Below are 17,184 nucleotides of genomic sequence, written 5' to 3'. Positions count from 1 at the left end.
ATTTTTAGGAAACGAGAGACATGTCACAACAGATTATTGATGATCTAAAAGCACAAGGTATCACCGCAACAGAAATCTTATACAACCCAAGCTATGATGTTCTTTTTGAAGAAGAGACTAAACCAGGCCTAGAAGGTTATGACAAGGGTACAGTTACAACTCTTGGCGCTGTAGGCGTTGATACAGGGATCTATACAGGTCGCTCTCCTAAAGATAAATATATCGTACGTGATGAAACTACTAAAGATACTATCTGGTGGGCAGATTCAGGTAAAGGTAAAAACGACAACAAAGCGATCACTCCTGAAGTTTGGGCAGATCTTAAAGACCTCGTTTTAACACAACTTTCAAACAAACGTCTTTTTGTTATTGATGGTTTCTGTGGTGCTAACGCTGAAACTCGTTTAGCAGTACGTTTTGTAACAGAAGTTGCATGGCAAGCGCACTTTGTTAAAAACATGTTCATTCGCCCAACAGCAGAAGAGCTTAAAAACTTTAAGCCTGACTTTACTGTATTAAATGGCGCGAAAACATCTAACAAAAACTATAAAGAGATGGGTTTAAACTCAGAAACTTTCGTAGCATTTAACTTAACTGAAAACATGCAATTGATCGGCGGTACTTGGTACGGCGGTGAAATGAAGAAAGGTCTCTTCTCAGTTATGAACTATCTTCTTCCACTTAAAGGCATCGCTTCAATGCACTGCTCTGCAAACGTGGGTAAAGATGGCGAAACTGCAATCTTCTTCGGTCTTTCAGGAACAGGTAAAACAACACTTTCAACAGACCCTAATCGCCAATTAATTGGTGATGATGAGCACGGTTGGGATGATGATGGTGTATTTAACTTTGAAGGTGGTTGCTATGCAAAAACAATCAACCTTTCAAAAGAGCAAGAGCCAGAAATCTACGGTGCGATTCGCCGTGATGCGCTTCTTGAAAACGTTGTAATCAAAGAAGATGGTTCAGTTGACTTTAATGATGGTTCAAAAACTGAAAACACACGTGTTTCATACCCAATTTATCATATCGATAACATCGTAGAGCCAATCTCTAAAGCAGGTCCTGCGAAGAAAGTTATCTTCTTAACAGCTGACGCTTTTGGTGTGATTCCACCTGTATCAAAATTAACGCCAGAGCAGATGCAATACTACTTCCTCTCAGGTTTCACATCGAAACTTGCAGGTACTGAACGTGGTATTACTGAGCCAACACCAACATTCTCAGCATGTTTTGGTGCAGCGTTCTTACTCCTTCACCCAACACAGTACGCAGAAGTACTTGTTAAACGTATGCAAGAATCAGGCGCAACAGCGTATCTTGTAAACACAGGTTGGAATGGAACAGGTAAACGTATCTCACTTAAAGATACACGTAACATCATCAACGCAATCTTAAGCGGTGATATCGATAAAGAAGAGACAGAAATCGTTCCTATCTTCAATCTTGAAGTACCAAAAGCAATTGCAAACGTTGACGGTTCAATCTTAGACCCACGTTCAACATACGCACAGGCTTCAGAGTGGACTGAGAAAGCTGAGAAATTAGCAGACCTTTTCAACGATAACTTCGATAAATACACAGACACTGAATTAGGTGCTGAACTTGCAAAAGTTAGTCCTAAGAAGTAACCCAATCAGGGTTCTAGTGAGATCTAGAAACTGATTTTGAAGTAAGTAATTATTAAAAGCCCGCGAGTTTACCTCCGGGCTCTTTTTTTATTATAAGAAAATGAGAAAATTCTATTGTAAACCGCTTGGTAGAATACCGCCGCTTTGCGCAATTTTAGCCATAATTTGCTGATGTAGCCACATATTCATTGTTGCAGAATCACTCATATCACCGTCAAAACCTAGCTCTTTAGCTAATTTTTTACGAGCATCTAAACTACTATCTAAACCTAATAGCTTCATTAAATCTACAATAGAGGTTTTCCAATTTAATTTCTGCCCTGACTTTGCTTCTAAAGCAGTTAAGATCGCAGCTACATCCACATCCTTTACGCTCTCTTGTAATACTTCAGCGACCGCCGCATTATCTTGTAAATCTATATTCTCCAATTTTTTAGTTTCAACCTTGGGAAAAATCCCTTTCACGATACCGCCAAAAATACTCATAGCCAAACTCCTTTCTTACAACGACTAATAAATCATCCTTATAGCTATAAGGATAAAACAATATAAGAAAATATATCAATATTTACATCAATTAAGTATGAAAATAAAAGGCCATATATCGTTTAAAACGCTCTGCTCTCAATCTATTCCCAGCTACTAATTGAATATCTCAAGTATCGAGATAACAGTACTATCTGTAATCTTTCATAAAAAAGAATTAAAAGGAAGCTTTAATCAAGCAACCTTTTAATTCTCATTTATTACTATTTATGGTTATTGAGTCTAAAGTTAAAAGACTCAATTATCTTTTACTTATCATTGTGGTAAAGAGATCTTCACGCCTAATAGCTTAATAAATGCCGCCAACCAAGCAGGATGAGCAGGCCAAGCGGGAGCTGTAACAAGATGCTCTGAAACTTGCACACCATCTACGGCGATATCTGCATATTTACCACCAGCTAATGTTATCTCAGGATGACAAGCCGGATAAGCACTTACTTGGTGACCACTTAAAATACCACTTGCTGCTAATATCTGTGGCCCATGACATACTGCGGCAATAGGTTTTTTTGCCTGATCAAACTCTCGTACAATCTCTAAAACTCGCTGGTTCAATCTCAAATATTCAGGCGCTCTACCACCGGGAATGACTAATCCTACATAATCTTCACTCTTCACAGAATCAAAATCATAAGTTAAAACAAAATTATGTCCCGGCTTTTCACTATAGGTTTGCGCCCCTTCAAAATCGTGGATTGCCGTTAATACAATATCTCCTAATTTTTTCTCAGGACATACAGCATGCACCTCAAACCCTAGCATTGTTAAAGCTTGAAACGGTACCATAATTTCATAGTCTTCGACATAATCACCAGCTAGTAATAGAATTTTTTTAGAATTCATCATATCTCCTTCCTCGCTTGTTATTGATTTCCCCTAATAGATTAAACTTCAAGGGACTAATAAATAGATGGCTTATCAACCTCAATACCTGTTACTTACAAGGTCAATATCTTAAAAGTAGCAGATATTTATCACAACATCATGAAACTGATGATTTTATTGAACTTATCATTAGGATTATATGACGTTTTAAGGATGGATAACCGATACAAAATGCTGACATAAAAAAACTATAAAAATGAATCGATAAACGCTAATAAGCGTAATTGCTGCTGCGCTTCTTCTTGCATATTATCTTCTAAAAACCAAGCGGCAGATAATGCACATCCCACATAAATCCAACGAATTAAACGATCTCTTTCCAGCCCATAGTCATTATCAGAATGACACAACATCACAAGTTTCTCTTCAAAAAGCTTTATGTTCACTCGCATCATGCCCAAATCAGGATTTATAAAAAGTGGCAAATAATCAAAATAGTGTTCACCATAAAAGCCCTTAGAATCAATGGCTCTAACATCTGTTGCTGAGAAATAAAGGAAGTTCCCATGATGTGCATCCCCATGAAGAGAAACATGGGAAACCGGGGCATTTAATAGTTCTTGTGAAATCAGCTTTGCTTTTTGTAGTAACACAGAATCTGTCTCTAATAACATTGAGGATTCAAAAACTATTGTTAAAGGTATTAAGTCTTTAAATTTAGAGAGTGGAGGCGATTGATGAAGCATTACAAGCCTTTTTGCCATTCTTGCTGATACCGAGATATGTCCCTTCTCATCTAATGCTTCCGGCAATAATGAACGACTCTCTTTTGCATACGCTAATAAAATAGCTTCATGGCCAGTCTGAAACACTTTTACAGATGCTCCATTATCAGCCTTCGACCATATCTCTAATTGTGCAATTCCTCGCATTTCATCAGCATTATTGGTGATTTTTAAGAGACAAAAACGCCCTTTTGTATCCACTACTTTTTGCAGAAGGCTCGTAGCCGTATAAAAAGGATCTTCAACCGCTGAGAGCTCCCATAAACTCAGATATCTCCTCAACTTCTCTTGATCATGCTTCATGATTTATATCTCTTTTTTATAAAAGCTTACTTCATATTAAGTATAGTCGATTTGGTTTAAGAAACACTGTTTTTCAACAGTACAGCATGTGCATTAAACTGACTTGCACGGTGCCAGATAGAACGATTCTTATGCTTTTCATCATCAATGCACCGGCATTTAAATCAGCTTGTTTTGAACCTATTTCACTCTACCTAACCCACAGATAAAGACACCATACAAAAAAAGCGCCTATTCACTATTCATTAGGCGCTTTTTAGATAATACCTGTTGGGATATTGAATAAAGCAATCTTACTTCAATCGCTCTAACTTTAAGATTTTAAATTGGGGATTACCAGTGAGCTCTGTACATTTCACATACTCATCATAACAAACCTTCTCAATGGCAATAAAACGATTCACCACAAAGTAAGCAATCCCTTTGCGTCTTAATAGGCGCTTGGTATTTTGCACAAACTTAATGGTAAGATCCTGTGATGTCCCAAAACCTTGGTGAAATGGAGGATTACAGATAATCCGATCAAATGAGCGATCTTCAAGCTGGGATCCACAATCATCAAGTGTTACCGTTGCTTCAATCCCAAGCTCTTTAAGGTTATGATCACAAACCATGACTGAAGCCACATTACAATCTGTAGCAACTAATGATTCGATCTTCGGATTTTTACCAACACTTGCTGCTAAATAGCCATAACCACAACCTAGATCTAGCACTTTCCCTTCTAAAGAGAACTTATCTTTATTGAGCGTTTGCGCTAAAAAAATACTCCCTTCATCAATCTTTTTATAACCATATATGCCGGGTTTACTAACAAATTCGATCTCTTGCGCCTCATCTTCAATCTGAATAAAGTTGCGATACTCTTCCCCATCAAGCTCGATCTCTCCTCCTGCTCGCTTTTCTATACGCGCATAACGAAGACCTTTCCCTAATAGCTCTAATTCCACAACCGCGCCCATTTTTTCAGCGTGTTTAATCACGCTTTTAACGCCTTCTTTATTATTGCCGGTTAAAATTAAGCTTCCACCCTCTTTTAAGATTCGATTTGCCTGAACTAAGAGATAATTCGTTAATACTTTTGATTTATTAAGACGAAACAGAATAAAATCAAAATAGTCATCAGGGGCATCTTCTAGCTCAAAATCACTTAAATTGCCATCAAACCCCATTTTTTGAAGATCATTATCAATATCTTTGCGATTAGTGATATAACGAATATTCTCTTTAGCGCTTATTCCAGAAAGATCAAAACTTTCATCGGCAATTAATAAACCTTTGCCTTGATTAATCAGCTCGCTATCGCGAAATAGTGCATTACTTGCTTCAGCCATTTTCTTTAAAATCCTTCTACTTCTTCATCTGTTAAAGCGCGATATTCGCCTTCTGCTAATCCATCTAATGTTAGATGACCAATTTGCATTCGGTGAAGATCTTCAACATGATTCCCCACCGCTGCCAACATTCTTTTAACTTGGTGATAGCGCCCTTCCGTAATCGTTAGGCGAATCATTTTTTCAGAGTGATCTTCTAAACGCTCAACAATCGCCGGCTTTGTTAATAGCTCATCCCCGCGAAGCTCAACGCCCGCTTCTAATTGCGAAATCATCTCATCGGTCATGGGTCTTGCGAGCTTAATTTCATACGTTTTTGCCACATCACTCTCTTCATCATTATTGTGACCTGGGCGCATAATTCGATGAGACCATTGCCCATCATCTGTAATTAAAACCATTCCTGTTGTATCGGCATCTAAGCGCCCGGCAATGTGCAGCGTTTCAACATCCTCATTCTCATCTAAAAGACGAAAAAGAGAGATATGCCCATCATGACGATGGCTTGAAACATAACCTTTTGGCTTATGTAGCATAAAATAACGTTTTTTACTGCTATAAGTAATCACTTCATCATCAACTTCAATTTTATCTTGCTCTGTCACCTTAAAATCACGCTGCGTTACAAGCACATCATTAACATTGACCCAACGATTACGAATCGCTTTCCCAGCTTCTTTACGAGATATTCCTAAGGCTAATTGCAAATACTGATCTAACCGATATTGTGTTTCCACACCGCTCTTCTCTTTCATTCAACTCTCTATTATTCAGTTGTCACACGTAGAACTTCTTCAAGTGAGGTTCTACCTTCTATAATCTTCTCAATCCCTACTTGGCGCAGGCTCTTCACACCTTCTCGCTCTGCTTGTTGACGAATCTCTGAAGCAGGTGCTGCTTCTAATATCAATTGCTCCATTCGTTTAGAAATGGGCATCACTTCAAAAATAGCAAAACGCCCACGGTATCCATCATGGCATTCAGAGCAACCACTTGCCTTATAAAACTTACTCGCAGCTTGTTGCGGCGTAAATCCTAATGTTTCTAAATAGCCCGAATCGACAATATCTTCCTCTTTACAATGGCAAAGCTCTCTAACTAAGCGTTGTGCTACCACAAGTTTCACTGTTGATGCAATGTTATAGGATTCAACTCCCATATTTTGTAATCGTACTAACGATTCTACGGCTGAATTGGTATGTAAAGTCGATAAAACTAAATGCCCCGTTTGCGCAGCCTTCATCGTGATATCTGCTGTTTCATAATCACGGATTTCACCCACCATCAATACATCGGGATCTTGTCTTAAAAATGCCCGTAGCGCTTCGGCAAAATCTAAACCTATTTTCGGATGAACTTGCAGCTGATTAATCCCTTCTAAATTAATTTCTACCGGATCTTCTACCGTTGCGATATTTTTTGAAGCATCATTAAGATGATTTAAACAAGCATAAAGCGTTACTGTCTTGCCGGAACCCGTGGGGCCTGTCACTAACACCAATCCTTGCGTGCGCTCAATAGCCGATTGCACCTGATGTTTTTGATTTTGAGTTAATCCCAATTTTAAAAGGGAAAAATTCATCTCAGAGCGATCTAATAGACGAATCACGACCTTTTCACCCCAAAGTGTTGGAATGACAGAGATGCGCGCATCTACCTCATCATCTTTCTCATCCCCAAGACAGATGGTAATATGTCCATCTTGCGGTAAGCGTTTCTCTGAGATATCAAGCTCTGCCATCACTTTTAATCTTGAAGCAATAGTTTGATGATATTGTGCTGGCACCACATAAACCTTATGTAAAATACCATCAATTCTAAAGCGAATACGATAGCTCGATTCATAAGGTTCAAAATGAATATCCGAGGCTTTTCTTGTAATCGCATCTAGCAAGATATAATTAATATACTCGATGACATCATCTTCAATAGGTACTTCTTGAACCTTACGCCCAACTTCATCTAATACTTCACGCAACATAATCGCCGTACTTTGAGAATCATCGGCAGCTTTTAAAGGCTGTGATTCGTTAACCTCATTGAGAGTAGGCTTTGCCTCTTCTAAAGTATGAGAAGGAGTATCGTGCGTGTTTGTTATCTCGTGATCAAGCGTATCGAGTGCCATTTCTGAAGAAGCGTGATTGTTTTGATCTTCTGCAATCGTGACTTCATCAGCTTCTAAGTCTTGTTCTGAATCTTGAGATTTAGATTCTAACTCATCCACATCTAACGCCGAATCTTGTAAGGCAGCAAAACGGCCACTAGGATCTTCATCTGAGCTTAAATTCTCAGATAAACTCGAATGCTCATCTACAGATAGAGGATCTTCTACCAATGTCTCATCGGCTAGCTCCTCTTCATCTACATAACGCACCGTCTCCTCTTCCTGATAATGATCGACAAACTCTTCTGTCACAATTGTTTCAGAAATGGAAGATTCTTGAGGTGGTTCACTTACCGACAAAGTGGGTTCAATCCTCGATGCTTGTAAGGAAGTGAATTGTTGTGCAATCTCTTTCTCCCCATTATTTTCACCGCCTAATTGCTCTGCAACAGATTGCGCTACAACAGTTTGCGCCGAGGGATTACTAATCTTTGTTTCAGCCACATCAGATCTAACAGGAGATTCCTCATTAACATTCATGGCAAGAAGAGCCGCTTTTATTGCTTCACTTTCTGCAATCCAGTAATCGATTTTAAAAGGTGAACGTAATGCCAAAATATCAAAAAATTTCGCATTTGATGGATCTGCCGTGGCAACAATCAAACGATCCCCTAATTGCATTACTGGCGCAATAAACTGTGCGAGCATCTCCTCTAATGAAGCAAATGTTGCAAAATCAAAATTTTGAATCGGCTTCATCAATGATAAATCAATCACGGGCAAAGGATTTTCTGCCGTTTTATTTGCAAAAATTGCCGCCTCAAAGATTGCCTCACTTGTTAAGCCATGTGCTCTTAATTTCCCAACAGTGGAAGCCTCCGCTTCATACATTCTTGTAGATAGGAGTGGCACCGCTTCTTTCGACATCCACTTAAGCTCAATAAGCCCCTGAATCAATAGATTATGTTCAAGTTTCACATGCAACCTCATACTTTAATTTGTGCGGACGGCTTGTTTTATCGTATTTAGCCCCAAAATTGTCGTTATTATAGCACTACTTCTTGAGTCCACCTGACTCATAATGATAGAGTTGTAAGATATTTTAAATCATTAATGCATAAGGATAGTTAAAAAACGAATGAGTATAATCACACTCGCTTTTGATGGCGATAATGAGCGCCTCTCTAATCTCTGCGGCAACCTTGACGAACACTTGCGTCTTATCGAGCAACGAGTCATGGTCAACATTGGTAATCGTGGCGCAAATTTTCAAATTAGTGGGAATAATGAGGATATCCAAAACGCTAAAGAGATCTTAGAAGAGCTCTACAGGCAAACAAAAGATAAATGGCTTGAGCCTAACGATGTCCATCTTGTCATTCAAGAGTTTGGTCCTGAATTTAAAGATCTTAAACAAGATAAGCATGATCGTGTGATTAAAACTAAAGCAGGTCTCATTCGTGGGCGAACGCCAGCGCAAAAAGAGTATCTCTATAATATGGAGAAAAATGACATCAACTTTGGTATTGGTCCTGCCGGAACGGGAAAGACCTTCCTAGCGGTCGCGGCGGCAGTTGAAGCCCTGCAAAAGGATGAGGCTCGCCGTATTATTTTAGTGCGACCAGCTGTTGAAGCTGGCGAAAAACTTGGGTTTTTACCAGGTGATTTAACAGAAAAAATCGACCCTTATCTTCGCCCGCTTTATGACGCACTCTATGAAATGCTAGGGTTTGAAACCGTCAATAAGCTCATAGAACGTCATACTATTGAGATTGCCCCACTTGCCTTTATGCGAGGACGGACGCTCAATGATGCGTATATTATTTTAGATGAAGCGCAAAACACAACCATCGAACAGATGAAAATGTTCTTAACACGTATTGGCTTTGGCTCCACAGCAGTTATTACGGGCGATGCGTCTCAAGTAGACTTACCAAGAAATATTAAATCCGGCTTAAAACATGCGTTAGAGGTCTTAGAAGGGATCGAAGGGATCTCTATGAGTCATTTTACTTCTGTGGATGTTGTGCGCCATCCGATGGTGGCAAAAATTATCGATGCTTATGAAAAGTCAGATGAAGCAGAGCGCATTCAAAAAGAGAGAAGAGAAAAGGCTCGCGAAAAAGAGCGTGAAAAAGAACGCTTAACAGCAACACAAACAGCATAAAAATCAGTAGCGAAATGATCATATTTCCCGTATGATTTTGCCATTTTCACCCTAATTAAAGATGAGCAATATAATGAAAACAACCGCAATGAGAGATCCTGATTTACTCATTCTCGACTGCCAACGTGAAATGGATACCGATTTACCCAATGATGAAACGCTTCATCTTTGGGTCAATCGTGCTTTAGAGATCGCCGGCTTTATGAAACCTGCAGAAATCACCCTACGTTTTACCACCAATGAAGAGGTGCAAACACTTAACCGTGATTTTAGAGATAAAGATCAGCCTACCAATGTTCTCTCTTTTCCCTTTGAAGTACCGGATTTTTTACTCGATGAAGAACCCACGCTTGGCGATATTATTATTGCAATGCCGGTGATTGTAGAAGAAGCGAAAGAGCAACAAAAAACGATTCATGATCATCTTGCACATATGACGATTCATGGCACACTGCATCTTTTAGGCTTTGATCATATTGAAGATGAAGAAGCGGAAGAGATGGAAGCATTAGAGATTCAAATTCTAGAATCTCTCGGCATTAAAAATCCTTATCAAGCGCAGTAATCTCTCTCTTAAAAAAGCTTTCAGGCTTCTTCTCTTTAAAAAACATCATATCGCCCTTATAGAACATAGGGCGATACTGCCTAGGACTCAATGAAAATCACTGTATATGTGGCTAGCGCCTTTAGTAAAAATCAACAAGGTGGAAATAAAGCCGGCGTTGTCTTATTTGAAAATACCTTATCCCCCCTTCAAAAAATGGCAATAGCTAAAGAACTTGGCTACGCTGAAACAGTATTTATCACAAAATCAGAAATGGCTGACTATCGGTTTGAATATTTCACCCCAAAAGAGGAAGTCGATCTTTGTGGCCACGCTACAATTGCGGCATTTGTCATTCTAAAGCATCTTAATAAAGTCACTAAAGATCATTATACGATCGAGACTAACAGTGGCGTTCTTGCGATCACCCTCAAAGAGGAGATGATCTTTATGGAGCAAAATCAACCACAGTTTTTTGATATCATCCCTCTTCAAGAACTAATAGACTGCTTTGATACAGCCGTTATTAATCCGCAATACCCTATTCAGATTGTCTCCACAGGGTTAAAAGATATTTTAATTGCAATTCAAAGTGAAACCGCTCTTATGCAACTAGAACCAAATTTTAAGGAAATCAAAGCCATTAGCGAGCGATACGATGTCGTTGGGTTTCATCTTTATACTTTTGACAATGAGCGCATCATCTGCCGCAACTTTGCCCCAAGATATGATATTAATGAAGAAGCCGCAACGGGAACTTCTAACTGCGCTCTTGCCTGCTATCTGCATACAAAACACCATATCCAAAAGCCCCTCTATCAATTTGAACAAGGCTATTCGCTCCATTCTCCCTCTGAGATAAGCGTTGAATTAATCACTACGCCCCAAAACGATATTGAGCAAGTCTTTGTAGGTGGGAAAGGTTATTATACTGAAACAAAATCGCTTGAACTCATTAAAGCTTAATAAATAGTAAGGCTTATAGTCAATTTGGTTTAAGAAACACTATTTTAAAATATTAAGGGTACAGATTGTGTATCAAATTAGCCTGCACGCTGCCGGATAGAACGATTCTTGTGCTTCTCATCATCGATGCTCGGCAATCTAATTCAGTCACTTTTAAACCGATTTAACTATATTTAGCGCCTTTTCATAAAGAATTAACCATCGTATCCCTTCTAGATAAGAAAATAGAGAAGACTCTTTTATCCAAAGATCTGCGCTCTATCAGTTTCTAGTAAGCTCATTTCTGATTTTTCTGTTTTTGCTTTGCCTCTAAGCCTAAGATAATCACCTCTAAACCAAACAGAAAGGGTTTCTCCCCTGTATCTTTTTCCATAATTTCTAGGGCTTTTGTTAAAAGTGGGGGCATTGCCGCACTTAATGCCGGATCATCATCACGCATTGCTTCTAGGTACTCTCGCTCTTCTAAGACAGAACCTAACGTAAAATGACTTAAAACCCCTAATGTATAAAGTGCTTCTTCTAAGGTAAAACCTTGCTGACAAAGAAATTGAAGCTGTGTTTCTACAACTTGAAACTGCTCAGGAGAAGGTCTTGTTCCTAAGTGAATCTTAGCAGCATCACGATGGCTCAATAAGGCTCTACGAAAGCTTTTCGCATTTTCACGTAAAAAATCTGCCCAATACTCCCCTTCTTGAGGTTCAAAGTGATCATGATGAAGCACTAAAATCTCTACCGATAATGCATCTAATAGTGCCCGTTTATTTTTAACGTGCCAATAGAGCGAAGGCTGCTCAATATTGAGCTTTTGCGCCAATTTTCGGGTCGTTAATCCTTCCATTCCTACTTCATCTAAAAGCTCTAAAGCACTTTGGATTACTCTTTTTTTATCTAATCTAGCCATCATCTTTCCTCATTAATTTCTTGACACTCTATCACTGATAGAGTTATATTTCCACCACCTTAAATCTATCAATGATAGGGGAATTGATAATCATGAATCGCTATATCACCATCGCACTCTTAATTACCTTTTTAGATGCCACGGGTATGGGCTTAATCATGCCTGTTTTACCAACGCTTTTAGAAGAGTTTTCTGTTAAAGATTCCATTGCAACTCACTATGGTTTAATCCTGGCGCTCTACGCGTTGATGCAAGTTGTTTTTGCGCCAATATTAGGGCAACTTTCTGATAAATATGGTCGAAAACCAATTTTAATTCTCTCTTTAATAGGGGCTATTTGTGACTATACGCTACTCTCCTTTTCCAGTGCCTTATGGATGCTCTACTTAGGAAGAATGGTTGCCGGCATTTCTGCAGCTACTGGTGCAATCGCAGCTTCAATGATTGCAGACCACACAAACGCTGCAGAAAGAACAAAATGGTTTGGTAGATTAGGCGCCGCCTTTGGCGCAGGATTAATTGCAGGTCCCGCCATTGGAGGATTTATTGGTCAATATTCTGCGCACCTTCCCTTCGCCGCTGCAGCGATCTTAAATGCACTGGCGCTTATAATGGTGATCTTACGCTTTCCCAAAACGCCCTCTCAAAAGGCTGAGCAAGATTTACTGGAAATCCCCCAATCAGATATCAGCAACACGCCTTTTAGACAAATTATCAAGCCTGTATTGCTACTATTAACCTTATTTTTTACTGTACAACTTATCGGGCAAGTGCCGGCAACGATTTGGGTTTTATTTACAGAATACCGTTTTGACTGGAACACCTTTAATATCGGTTTATCCCTTGCTGGTCTTGGCTTAATGCATATTATCTTCCAAGCCTTTATTGCAGGGTATATGGCAACTCGCTGGAAAAATGAGACGATATTTGTGCTAGGGTTTATTCTAGATACCTCAGCATTTCTACTACTGGCCTTTATTAACAATGTTTGGTTACTTCTCCCCGCTTTAGTCTTATTAGCCGGCGGCGGTATGGCTTTACCGGCACTACAAGGTTTAATCTCCGTTAAAACGGCAAAAGAGCATCAAGGAAAACTTCAAGGTATTATCGTCAGTCTTACCAATATTACCGGTATTATTGGTCCTCCGCTCTTTGCCATTATCTATGCAAAAACAGTCACTCTTTGGGATGGGACTCTTTGGATTATCGGAGCATCACTTTATAGCCTCTTATTGATGCTCTATTTTCTCTATCAAAAAATAAATCGCAAAGAAGAATATACTTTAATGAACAACATTCATAGAAACGTTAATCTCGATAAGTAATCTCTCGTTTTTCAATCGTTTTAATTCTTTCCGATCTATCAAGTGGATGGAGCATAATCGTAGCTCTTTCAAGCCAATTTCCTTTTGCATCCCTTTTTAAAACGGAGATATAAATCTTCTCTTTCTCCATCTCACTCGCCGCGGGATCTGAATGGTCCTCTAAATAAATAAAATTTAGATCCATATCAGGACTTTCCATCTTCATCGGCATAAAATTGGCGCCATATTCAATTTTCATCATGACTTGGCCGCCGTATGAGGTTTGCGTATTATACGCATCGAACCACTCTTGCTTTCCGGGGATACTCTCAATTTCTAACGACTTTAACTGAGATCGTTGTAATTGCTTAAAATCATGTTCATCACTGACATAAAACTGTAAAGCTCTCTCTGATCCCTCATAAGGCGCATAAATCGCATAGCTTTGTGTCGGCATATATACGAACTCTTGCAGTACCGCTGTAAGATACCCGGCTTCATTAAATATTCGAGTATCTTTTAAACCTACCGCCTCATTACTCATCACCACTTGATAAATAGGCTCTGCAATTCCCTCAAGTGCTAAATCTGTCGGAATTTGAAATTCTTTCGATTGCGCCAAAGAAAACATTCCTAATAAACAGCATCCTATCATTACTCGCTTCATATCACTCTCACTCTTCTTAAAATCAACAACTTATCTTAACAATTAATTATGCAACCTTATCGATCTATCTCATTTTAAAAGGCTTTTCTGGGGTATTTACAAAAATTTTATAACTACTTTTAATGCTTACTTCCCTCTTAAATAGCCATTTTCAACCGATCCTTAAAAACAAAAGTAATCAATCGTTAACTTTTTATTTGACAAAAAAAGCAAGGCCTCCTAAGATAGCTTTAAAGGTTAACGAACGATTACTTACTTTTACTAAGGAGTGAGCTATGAAAAAGAAAATGATCAATCTGTTTTTAATTATTATTAGTTTAGGCTGCCTATCTTTGGCGTTTGCTTGGCATGAATATCATAAAAAAAATAGTGAGCCCAACTTCAATAATGCCATCGCCCAAATATCCACAACACCCCCTAATACTATGACGCAATTTTTAAGAGGACATTTCTAATGACAATGTGCTTTATAAGACAGCAACGCACTTTTGATATTGTCTTTTACAGCGTGGCAATTCTCTTTTTAATCACTTTTTACTGGGGATTGCCACTCTACTCTCAACCAGAGCATTATCATCAGTTTTCCGGCGATGAAATGATATTGGGGATTCCCAATTTTATGAATGTTGCTTCCAATATTTTTTATATCTTAGCGGGATTGATTGGCTTATATCGGGTTCAATATCGAAAAGTGACACTCTCAAAATCTCGCTGGAGAACCTTCTTTATCGCCTTAATATTCGTGGGGTTTGGGTCAAGTTATTATCATCTTTCACCTTCAACTCACACGCTATTTTGGGATCGCTTGCCCATGAGTATTGGCTTTGCGCTATTAAGCGCTAACTTTCTAGCAGAGCGCTATCCTGCCTGCAAAAGCAAAGCAACCTTACTTCTTTTATTAGGATTTAGTATCTATAGCGTTCTCCACTGGCATCTTGGGGAGTTGATGGAGTTAGGGGATCTTCGCTTATATGCGATCACTCAGTTTGCAACGATTGCATTAATTGCCATCATTTTGATTTTTAAACCCCAAAATCGCCTATTAGATCGTCCTTACTGGATTCTATTAGTTGGTTATACCATCGCGAAAATATGTGAGATGCTTGATCCTATGATTTTTGCGCTAAGCCATCAATTATTAGGGGGTCACGTTATAAAGCACATTATTTCAGGCATTGCTCTTATCTTATTTATTCCCTCCCCCCGTACATTTTTCCATTCATACCATGATATTTTAAAAAAATAGAAAACCATTGCCGATAACTTCCTATCAACAGAATATGTATCAGCTCTTTATGCTCAAATTACGGTATACTCAATAGAGATAAAAAATTATTTTTAGTTTCATAGAATCTAACCCTAAAGAGCTTTACGAATATGACAAAATCTGCAAAAAAACCAAGCCAAATGACCATACTCATTATTTCTTGGATTGGTCTATTTATCTTTAACTTTCTTTTTGCAAGAACAACTTCTACAGTACCCGTTCCTGTTATAGCTCTATTTATGCTCTTTACCGCAGGAGCGCTTTACAAAGAGCGCATACAATTAAGATCCTTTGCGATCCTCTCCTTTATCATTGCCGCAATCTTTATTGCTATTGCCTACTTTGGGACTATTTGGCTCCGCTTTGAAGTTTATAATCTCTTTGATATTCGGGGACCTAAATTCTTCCAAATAGCCTTTTACATCTTTATGTTCTTAAATGCAGCGGCTTTCACAACGGTTGCAATGGGGTTATTTAAAGGTATTACCACAATGAAAGGGGCGCTAATCACATGGGTCTTAACTGCGATTATCTACTTTACCATTAGCTATTTACTAAGAGACTTTCTCACTGTTTTAGCACAAATTACAGAGCAGATGCTCCCAGGTTAACCTCTATAACCCCCTAAAAAAATCAGCTTAAAAGCGACTGAGTCAGATTGCCGAGCATCGATGATGAGAAGCGCAAAACCGTTCTATCCGGCATCATGCAAGCAGGTTTGATGCACGCTCTGTGCTGTTTTGCTTTTAAGATAGTTTTTCTTAAACGAAATCGACTATACCGATATCCATAAAAAAAACCGCTGGTAAATTCAGCGGTTTTTATGTCTCTCTACTAATCATTTATCTCATAGAAGGTTAACAAGGCTTTCTAGCTAACATCACTGCCCGAATAGGAGCAGGATGCCCTTCAATGGTTTTATTATCATCTTCCGGATCTAAAAAGTCCGGCAATGAAAGATAATCCATCCACTTTGTTGTTCGCTGTTCATCAATGCTGGTTTTTGACAGATCTACACAACGAACATCCACAAAACCTACTCGCTCAAGCCAAAGTTTAAGTGCCGCAACCGATGGAAGATACCAGACATTTCGCATCTGTGCATAGCGATCATCCGGCATTAAAACCGTATCTTTATCCCCATCAATGACGATGGTTTCCAATACTAATTCCCCGCCAGGCTTTAAGGTTCCCTTTAATTGATAAAGATGATCAATCGGCGAGCGGCGATGATAAAATACGCCCATAGAAAAGGTCATATCAAAACATTCTAGCTCTTCTGGCATCTCTTCTAAAGTCATGGGCAATTGCCAGATCGGCGCTTGTGGAAGATATTGACGAACCGAGAGATATTGATAGAGAAATAACCAGTTAGGATCAACGCCAATCACGCTTTTTGCGCCTTTTCCAAGCATCCGATAACCGTAATAGCTATTGCCACAACCCACATCTAAGATATTTTTATTCGCTAAATCTAAATGTTCACTTACCCGATCCCATTTAAAATCAGAGCGCCACTCTGTATCTACCAATGTTTCACTAAACTGAAAAGGCCCTTTACGCCATGGCATCAATCTTTTTAATGCATCATGAAGCGCCGTTTCATCAGTATCTCCTTTTAAAATTACGCCATTATTCAGGTCTACTTCTAAATTTGTAAAGGCGGGGAGATCTAACAGTGCATGCTCCCAGCGAGGGCTATCACCATGCTTTTTACGAAGCGTATCTGCTAATAATGCCGGCACTTGATCCGTAAATCTACCGATCTTCTGCCCTTTAAAATGCGCCACTAACGCATCTAAATGAATCATCTTTTCCATAAGGTTTTTACTTAAACTCA

The 17,184-nt window shown here is 38.9% G+C and carries 17 protein-coding genes; 8 read left to right on the top strand and 9 right to left on the bottom strand.

From position 1 onward, the window contains the following. The first annotated feature begins 20 nt into the window (after positions 1–20). Positions 21–1,631, top strand: a complete 1,611-nt coding sequence (gene pckA, locus MMG00_RS01075) for a phosphoenolpyruvate carboxykinase (ATP) (protein WP_242150178.1) — start codon at positions 21–23, stop codon at positions 1,629–1,631. 111 nt (positions 1,632–1,742) lie between these two features. Here the strand turns inward: pckA and MMG00_RS01070 are convergent, their stop codons facing one another. From MMG00_RS01070 to MMG00_RS01045, 6 genes are all read right to left on the bottom strand, one after another. Continuing rightward, a complete protein-coding gene (locus MMG00_RS01070) occupies positions 1,743–2,117 on the bottom strand; it encodes a DUF3597 domain-containing protein (protein WP_242150175.1) in 375 nt (124 codons plus the stop codon). A 315-nt stretch (positions 2,118–2,432) separates the two neighbouring features. Continuing rightward, positions 2,433–3,020 (bottom strand): DJ-1/PfpI family protein, encoded by a 588-nt coding sequence (locus tag MMG00_RS01065; RefSeq protein ID WP_242153211.1) that lies wholly within the window; start codon positions 3,018–3,020, stop codon positions 2,433–2,435. A gap of 230 nt (positions 3,021–3,250) precedes the next feature. Then, positions 3,251–4,090, bottom strand: coding sequence for an aminoglycoside phosphotransferase family protein (locus MMG00_RS01060; protein WP_242150172.1), 840 nt, complete (start codon positions 4,088–4,090; stop codon positions 3,251–3,253). A 293-nt stretch (positions 4,091–4,383) separates the two neighbouring features. Further along, positions 4,384–5,424: a class I SAM-dependent methyltransferase gene (locus MMG00_RS01055; protein ID WP_242150170.1), complete on the bottom strand. Its 1,041-nt coding sequence runs from the start codon at positions 5,422–5,424 to the stop codon at positions 4,384–4,386. A 5-nt stretch (positions 5,425–5,429) separates the two neighbouring features. Continuing rightward, positions 5,430–6,179, bottom strand: coding sequence for a pseudouridine synthase (locus tag MMG00_RS01050; RefSeq protein ID WP_242150167.1), 750 nt, complete (start codon positions 6,177–6,179; stop codon positions 5,430–5,432). 11 nt (positions 6,180–6,190) lie between these two features. Further along, a complete protein-coding gene (locus MMG00_RS01045; protein WP_242150164.1) occupies positions 6,191–8,506 on the bottom strand; it encodes an ATPase, T2SS/T4P/T4SS family in 2,316 nt (771 codons plus the stop codon). 160 nt (positions 8,507–8,666) lie between these two features. Between MMG00_RS01045 and MMG00_RS01040 the strand changes: the two genes are divergently transcribed. The 3 genes from MMG00_RS01040 (at position 8,667) to MMG00_RS01030 (ending at position 11,205) form a co-directional block, all read left to right on the top strand. Continuing rightward, a complete protein-coding gene (locus MMG00_RS01040; protein WP_242150161.1) occupies positions 8,667–9,695 on the top strand; it encodes a PhoH family protein in 1,029 nt (342 codons plus the stop codon). 88 nt (positions 9,696–9,783) lie between these two features. Beyond that, entirely contained in the window at positions 9,784–10,260 is a 477-nt protein-coding gene (ybeY, locus tag MMG00_RS01035) for an rRNA maturation RNase YbeY (RefSeq protein WP_432805931.1), read from the top strand. A gap of 90 nt (positions 10,261–10,350) precedes the next feature. Next, positions 10,351–11,205, top strand: coding sequence for a PhzF family phenazine biosynthesis protein (locus MMG00_RS01030; RefSeq protein ID WP_242150157.1), 855 nt, complete (start codon positions 10,351–10,353; stop codon positions 11,203–11,205). Positions 11,206–11,482: 277 nt separating this feature from the next. Here the strand turns inward: MMG00_RS01030 and tetR are convergent, their stop codons facing one another. Beyond that, a complete protein-coding gene (gene tetR, locus MMG00_RS01025) occupies positions 11,483–12,106 on the bottom strand; it encodes a tetracycline resistance transcriptional repressor TetR (protein ID WP_242153205.1) in 624 nt (207 codons plus the stop codon). 92 nt (positions 12,107–12,198) lie between these two features. Here tetR and tet point away from each other — a divergent pair, with 92 nt between their 5' ends. Next, positions 12,199–13,431, top strand: coding sequence for a Tet(A)/Tet(B)/Tet(C) family tetracycline efflux MFS transporter (tet, locus tag MMG00_RS01020; RefSeq protein ID WP_242150154.1), 1,233 nt, complete (start codon positions 12,199–12,201; stop codon positions 13,429–13,431). Here tet and MMG00_RS01015 read toward each other — a convergent pair. Continuing rightward, entirely contained in the window at positions 13,415–14,077 is a 663-nt protein-coding gene (locus MMG00_RS01015) for a hypothetical protein (RefSeq protein WP_242150151.1), read from the bottom strand. The genes tet and MMG00_RS01015 overlap by 17 nt on opposite strands. Positions 14,078–14,352: 275 nt before the next feature. On the opposite strand from MMG00_RS01015, the gene MMG00_RS01010 reads away from it, so the two are divergent. The 3 genes from MMG00_RS01010 (at position 14,353) to MMG00_RS01000 (ending at position 15,955) form a co-directional block, all read left to right on the top strand. Continuing rightward, positions 14,353–14,532, top strand: coding sequence for a hypothetical protein (locus MMG00_RS01010; RefSeq protein WP_242150148.1), 180 nt, complete (start codon positions 14,353–14,355; stop codon positions 14,530–14,532). Next, entirely contained in the window at positions 14,532–15,323 is a 792-nt protein-coding gene (locus tag MMG00_RS01005) for a ceramidase domain-containing protein (RefSeq protein ID WP_242150146.1), read from the top strand. Before MMG00_RS01010 ends, MMG00_RS01005 begins: the two co-directional genes overlap by 1 nt. Positions 15,324–15,454: 131 nt before the next feature. Then, entirely contained in the window at positions 15,455–15,955 is a 501-nt protein-coding gene (locus MMG00_RS01000) for a hypothetical protein (protein WP_242150142.1), read from the top strand. A gap of 246 nt (positions 15,956–16,201) precedes the next feature. Here the strand turns inward: MMG00_RS01000 and cmoB are convergent, their stop codons facing one another. Then, complete coding sequence (gene cmoB, locus MMG00_RS00995; protein WP_242153202.1) at positions 16,202–17,155, bottom strand: tRNA 5-methoxyuridine(34)/uridine 5-oxyacetic acid(34) synthase CmoB; 954 nt, start codon at positions 17,153–17,155, stop codon at positions 16,202–16,204. Positions 17,156–17,184 lie beyond the last annotated feature (29 nt).

Origin of the sequence: Ignatzschineria rhizosphaerae, from assembly GCF_022655595.1 — a bacterium.
In the GTDB taxonomy this organism is placed as follows: Bacteria; Pseudomonadota; Gammaproteobacteria; order Cardiobacteriales; family Wohlfahrtiimonadaceae; genus Ignatzschineria; species Ignatzschineria rhizosphaerae.
The sequence above is the reverse complement of the archived record's forward strand: the minus strand, read 5'-3'. Positions and strand labels throughout refer to the sequence as shown.